A 3,183-nucleotide genomic window follows, 5' to 3' on the forward strand; every position below is an offset into this window, starting at 1 on the left:
ACTCTCTGACTGCACCACACTGGACTTATATCGGCTTTCCCATAACGTTCCTGATCGCCCTCCTAACTTATTCCGATATCGCGTCGCTCGTAGCAAAAGGGGACAGCAAAAAGGGGACAGATTTATTTTCGGTCACTTAGAAAATAAATCCGTCCCCTTTGTCGGTACGTCCCCTTTGTCGGTACTCTTCCCGCTCCAACCAAAACAATCAAATCACGCAACTGTCACCCTATCACCACCCACCGACTCAAAAGATGCACCGAGCACGCCCGCCCGCTCAAATCGTAACTTTACCTCCTCACTAACCACTATTGCCCCCAGGTACTTCCTCAATCTAAAAATGTGTTTACCGCCGACTTTTGAAGCATCAACTACAAGATTGTAGAAAGCACGATAGCTACCGGCCAAGTCAGGCCTAACAGGATCAGATGAAGTGTAAACGTCAAACCTTGATCTAGACTCATCGACACAATCAGCCTGACTCTCAACTATCATCAGATAGTAGTCACTCGAGACTGCCTTACCTTCGATGACAACAGGCTCAAATACCACATTCATATATGGCTCATCAACATCTGGCAAACCCATCAGCGAGTCTCTAGTCTTCCGACTTAACACGGGAGCGCTCGCATATCCCGCGAGGGAATAATCTAACTCAACACCATCAAAACGAATATCAAGCACATATGCTCCAGGCTCCATAAAGTTTACTGGAGGGTCACTAAATTTCCAATTATCGACATGACGTATATCTCCAAGAACCCATTTCTCGCTTACAGTCATGTCCTGCCTAAGCAAGTAATATCTCACATTCAATTCCTTGTTAACCATTTGTTAACTTGACTACCAACGCAAAAGGGGACAGATTTATTTTTTATTCAGCTAAAAATAAATCTGTCCCCCTTTCTGGCACATCCCCACCATTACTCGACAGCTGTAAAAACATGCACATCCAGATTCACGTCAGGAAACTGACCAGGAAGAATCCTTGACAAAAGCTCGCCCCTAAGCAGCTTTAAAATAAATTCAACACAGCCGAAATTATAAATTTCTTCCTCACCCTGATCTGAGCTATGTATAGCAATCTTCCAGGACTCTGGCTCTCCATCAACCAGCCAGACAAAAGTTTCCCCATTATCAGTAACCGCCCAAGGAAAAAAAGAGCCTTTAGCCGGATATTCTGGCCTTGGGTAGTCCGAGGAAAATTCTTGCTGCAAAAAAACATATGCCTCGACAAAGTACCTACTTTTTTCAAAATTCAAGTTTGAATTTTTTGCCAACGGGTCTAGCAACCATATAAACCCATCAATTGATCCACTTCCATAAACAGAAACAAGTCCTTTAAAGTCACTTGGCAACTGCATTCCCCAATTAGACTCAAAAGCGGCCAAGGCCACACTATCAAGGCTCCGCTGAGCGGGAGGCGGAAGGATATTAATTAGCTGATCAATCATTATCATTTAATTCCATTTACGTTAGGAAAAAGGGGACGGAAAAAGGGGACGACCGCAAAAGGGGACAGATTTATTTTTTATTCAGCTAAAAATAAATCTGTCCCCTTTTTTGCTGGCGCGAGACCGGTGCCAGGTGAATACTGTATTTGTACTCTTGATTCAACTTTTCCCGCTGAGATTTTCTCTCCATGGCGCAAACAAGCCTTCCTGAAGAACTCGATCAACGACGCCATCATCAATACTACCAACATAGGTAGTATCCAATTGAAACTCAAAGGAAAGGCTGGCTTTTTCAGATAAGTACCTAACAGCACCAATCAGCTCTTCTACTTCCTCTAGATTCTTCGAGTCCACATCAAGAGGGAGTATGCTCGGCGGTAAAGCTGAATAAATTTCCAGCATCCCACCTACGACCTCCAAGCCATTCTCGTCTATCTCATCAATCAAGCTTGGTGGCGCAATGCTCCATACCCTTGACGCAGCAAGATCTTTCACAAGCTGCTGCACATCAGACTTAGTTGACTGATCCAAATCCTGAGCCACATAGAAGATTAACTTCTGCTTCGCATGATCTAGCGGCATGACATGCATTACTCAGTTCCTTTCTTCGGCGGGTATGCTGGAAGCGCTGACCCAGGACCGCCAGGATTATATCTAAAGCCTCCCGGCATATGCGCGTCTAAATGACGTGTATGGACCGCAAAAGGACCGCAAAAGGGGACAGATTTATTTTTTATTCAGCTAAAAATAAATCTGTCCCCTTTTCTCTTGCCTTTTCTCATTTTGTCGTAAAGCGAGTAGTCGCTGTCTTCAGCCGCCAGCAGGTCGAGTCTGCCGCCCGCCACCAGGTAGGCTTCGTCTCCGGCGGTGACGCGGCTGGCGCCAAAGGGATGCAACTTGACTGCAGAAAGGATGCAAATAGGATGCAAATAGGATGCAAAAGAGTGCAATCAGGGTGCAGATAGAGTGCAAAACACCGGCGCAAGGCCGGTGTCAAAAGTGTCAGATCAAGTTGAAACTTCTACAACTCACCAAACCTCATGGGTCTCGGCTCTGTAATTCTTTTCAATACGCTCAACAAGCAATGGCGCACTGATAATTCCTCTTGTGGAATGCTTCAGCTCTTCCGAGTTAATCTCCCTCTCCAGCCGAAGTGCTTCGCTTCCATTCCATAGCCAAATAGAGCCTCCCGGCCCGCCATTCCTGGAACGGAACGTAGGAAACACTTGTAACCTTTCGGGAACCGGAACATTTGCCACAACGGATAGAAGGCCTTGATTTACCGCACTTTGAACAACAAAAAATGCGGAAAATTGTGGTTCACCATCAACAACAACCGAAAAATCTTTTGGTTTTTCATTATGAAATCCGGGGAACATACGTATTAAAAAACCAAATTCCGGATGCTTATGAGTAACTTGCGCATATGCGACACCCTGCGAGGTTAACACCTGCAAAATGTCGCCCAGCTTTACCTTCTTAGCCATTTAAAATCCTTCATATCCAGCTTTTTTCAGCAGCTCGGCGCCGCGAATCAAACCCTGCTCATACTTAGTCGGGTTTTTGACAGACGATATAGAGTTAATCCTATTGATTAACGCAAAGAAAAAGCGGACGGATTTATTTTCTTTAACCCGACCTTGGCCGACCCTGTCCCCGCAGTTCTAATCTGACACCTGATATTTTCTCCACCTCATCAACAAAGCGATCAGCGCCGGTCAACTGCCCA

4 protein-coding genes and 3 pseudogenes are annotated in these 3,183 nt (G+C 45.4%); all 7 read right to left on the reverse strand.

Annotated features, from left to right (window positions below; translation table 11 throughout):
- Window positions 1–99 (reverse strand): annotated as a pseudogene (locus NTD82_RS05540) (transposase); the annotation flags it as partial.
- Window positions 100–213: 114 nt separating this feature from the next.
- Window positions 214–831: an imm11 family protein gene (locus NTD82_RS05545; RefSeq protein WP_262128030.1), complete on the reverse strand. Its 618-nt coding sequence runs from the start codon at window positions 829–831 to the stop codon at window positions 214–216.
- A 92-nt stretch (window positions 832–923) separates the two neighbouring features.
- The gene (locus NTD82_RS05550; RefSeq protein WP_262128031.1) at window positions 924–1,454 is read right to left on the reverse strand and encodes an SMI1/KNR4 family protein; all 531 of its coding nucleotides are present in this window, start codon (window positions 1,452–1,454) and stop codon (window positions 924–926) included.
- Window positions 1,455–1,613: 159 nt separating this feature from the next.
- Window positions 1,614–2,045, reverse strand: coding sequence for a hypothetical protein (locus tag NTD82_RS05555; protein ID WP_262128032.1), 432 nt, complete (start codon window positions 2,043–2,045; stop codon window positions 1,614–1,616).
- 179 nt (window positions 2,046–2,224) lie between these two features.
- Window positions 2,225–2,335 (reverse strand): annotated as a pseudogene (locus NTD82_RS29245) (hypothetical protein); the annotation flags it as partial.
- A gap of 147 nt (window positions 2,336–2,482) precedes the next feature.
- Window positions 2,483–2,941: a hypothetical protein gene (locus tag NTD82_RS05565; RefSeq protein WP_262128034.1), complete on the reverse strand. Its 459-nt coding sequence runs from the start codon at window positions 2,939–2,941 to the stop codon at window positions 2,483–2,485.
- 142 nt (window positions 2,942–3,083) lie between these two features.
- A pseudogene (locus NTD82_RS05570) lies at window positions 3,084–3,183 on the reverse strand (transposase); the annotation flags it as partial.

This window comes from Pseudomonas sp. 5P_5.1_Bac1, from assembly GCF_025466015.1.
Taxonomy (GTDB): Bacteria; Pseudomonadota; Gammaproteobacteria; order Pseudomonadales; family Pseudomonadaceae; genus Aquipseudomonas.